This window comes from Mesorhizobium sp. M7A.F.Ca.CA.001.08.2.1 (genome assembly GCF_003998455.1).
Taxonomy (GTDB): Bacteria; Pseudomonadota; Alphaproteobacteria; order Rhizobiales; family Rhizobiaceae; genus Mesorhizobium; species Mesorhizobium ciceri.
Genome location: NZ_RZPW01000899.1, coordinates 1 through 2,298, shown reverse-complemented (window position 1 = coordinate 2,298; position 2,298 = coordinate 1). Strand labels below are relative to the sequence as shown.

The 2,298-nt window shown below is 62.9% G+C and carries 4 protein-coding genes; all 4 read left to right on the top strand.

Annotated elements, in window-relative coordinates; genetic code table 11:
• Positions 1 to 793 (top strand): amidase family protein (locus tag EN914_RS32660; protein WP_245497898.1); only part of this gene is annotated, 793 nt, incomplete at its 5' end.
• Positions 794 to 991: 198 nt separating this feature from the next.
• On the top strand, positions 992 to 1,399 hold the full coding sequence (locus tag EN914_RS32655; protein ID WP_024505288.1) for a DUF3168 domain-containing protein: 408 nt from the start codon (positions 992 to 994) through the stop codon (positions 1,397 to 1,399).
• 175 nt (positions 1,400 to 1,574) lie between these two features.
• Positions 1,575 to 1,877 (top strand): hypothetical protein, encoded by a 303-nt coding sequence (locus EN914_RS32650; protein ID WP_013532640.1) that lies wholly within the window; start codon positions 1,575 to 1,577, stop codon positions 1,875 to 1,877.
• A 119-nt stretch (positions 1,878 to 1,996) separates the two neighbouring features.
• On the top strand, positions 1,997 to 2,298 hold a 302-nt coding region (locus tag EN914_RS32645; protein WP_164779082.1), incomplete at its 3' end, for a response regulator.

The following is a 2,298-nucleotide window of genomic DNA, read 5'->3' as shown; positions in this document are numbered from 1 at the left end:
GATCAGGCTGCCAGCCTCCTATTGCGGGCTGATCGGCCTGCGGCCGACGCATGGCCGCATCGACACGGTTGGGCTGCAGCCGCTGGCGCGCAGCTTCGACCCCGTCGGCTGGTTCGCGCGCGACGTCGGTGTCTACGAGGCCGTGGCCCGGCTGCTGCTGCCGGAGGACACCATTCCGCCGCCAATCACCCGCCTCGTCGTCGCCACGGACATCGCCAGCTACGTGCTGGGTCACTTGGAGCGCCGCGTCTTCGAAGACGTGCTCGAGCGGCTGTTTCGGATCATCGACATCGCCGGTGAGGTCCGGGTCGCACCGGATGGCTTCGATGCCTGGCGGCCAATCTTTCGCGCTATCCAGGCCTACGAAGCCTGGGCCGACCACGGCGCCTGGATCACCGAGCACCGACCGGTCCTCGGCGAGGGAGTGCGGCAGCGCTTCGACTGGGCCGAGCGGGTGCCGATCTCCGACTACGAAACCGCTCTTGCCGGGAAAGCCGTCGTACGGGAACACTTGTCGTCATTGGCTGGCTCAGGAACCGCACTGGTTTTCCCGACCGCCCCTTCGGTCGCCTTGCCGCTGGGCATGGCGGGAGAGGCTCTGGAGGCCTATCGCAGCCGGTCGATTTCGATGCTTTGTACGGCTGGGCTGAGTGGTCTGCCGCAGATTTCGATGCCGATCGCGGAGGTGGAGGGACTGCCGTTCGGAATTTCGATCCTTGGTCCGAGGAATTCCGAAATGGCCCTGCTGGCTCTTTGCCGGCGAGCGCTCCAGCAATATCCGGATCGGGGGTGATCAGATCGGTCTACAAGGGTGGCGGGCTTGCCAATCTGTTCATAGCAGGGTGGTATTCTAGAAATCGCTGGCGTTCATGATCCGGACGAGACGACCCATGTGATCTGGCGCAGGATTGTCGGTGCGGCTACGTTGCGCGCGAATTGCCGGTAGCGCAAAAGGCCGGCTCGAGGCCTGGCAGACGAGGGGAAACGACAAATGACCGCGTCCGGCGATTTGCAGCAGGCATTGTTCCAGAGATTGAGAAGCGACGCATCGCTGTCGGCGCTGCTGGGTGGCGCCGGATTGCTTGAACAGCCAGCCGACAATGCCGCCTTTCCCCACGTGACTTGCGGCCAGACCAGTGCCTTCGACTGGGACACGGGCGTCCAGAACACCGACGATCAGTTGATTACGCTGCATGTCTGGTCGAAAGCCCATGGGGATGCCGAAACGCTAGCCATCATGGCCGCCATCCAGGCGCGCCTTGCCGACGCAGCATTGGTGATCGGCCCTCGCGGCCAGACACGACTGTCGCTGGAATTTGCCGAAGCCCGCCATGACGAGGATCTGCTCGTGCATCACGGGCTGCTGCGTTTTCGCGCGATGACGCAGGAAAATGCCTGATGCGCTTTCAATATGGTCAAAACGGAGTCTAGACTGGACTTTCGCGGGATTTCGCCTGTTCGAGGCGGCGAAATCCCAGGTTGACTGTCTCGCGTTGCAGGGGTGTGGCGAGGATGTTTTCAGCGGCGTTCACCGTTCATTTCACGTTCAGCACCGATGCGTTACAACGCCGGTCATGAAAACGCTTCGCTCCCACTTCCGAACCGCGACACTGGCGCTTTGTGCTGCCGGGCTGTTTGCGTCGCAGGCGATGGCGATGCCGGTCATCGCGCCGCCCGACCTGGCCAGTCCGATCGTACTGGCGGCATCCGATTGCTACGCCATCGGCCAACAGGTGGCCGAGCAGAATGGCGGAACGCTGGCCAAGGCCTCGCAATCGACGCGCGGCGGTCAGCCTGTCTGTGTCATCGTCGTGCTCGTTCCGGGCAAGGACGGACAACGTCCGCGCCGTTCCGAGATCGTCGTTCCGCTGAACTGATCCAATCAACCTTAGGCCACGTTTCCCAGGCCGCCGGAATCGGCCTATATCTGCCCCAGTTTTCCATCCGACAAAGCTCTTCCATCCGACAAAGCTCTTCAACAGGTATCGAACTCCGCATGCGTGTACTGGTCGTCGAAGATGACAAGGATCTCAATCGGCAGATATCGGATGCGCTGGTCGATGCCGGCTATGTCGTCGACCGCGCCTTCGACGGCGAGGAAGGCCATTTCCTCGGCGACACCGAGCCCTATGACGCGGTCGTGCTCGATATCGGCCTGCCGCAGATGGACGGCATCAGCGTGGTCGAGCGCTGGCGACGCGGCGGCCGCAAGATGCCGGTGCTGATCCTGACGGCGCGCGACCGCTGGAGCGACAAGGTTTCCGGCATCGATGCCGGCGCCGACGACTACGTCACCAA

Coding starts and splice junctions, on each gene's coding strand:
- EN914_RS32655 (WP_024505288.1), top strand. CDS start 992: ATGACCGCGTCCGGCGATTTGCAGCAGGCATTGTTCCAGAGATTGAGA.
- EN914_RS32650 (WP_013532640.1), top strand. CDS start 1,575: ATGAAAACGCTTCGCTCCCACTTCCGAACCGCGACACTGGCGCTTTGT.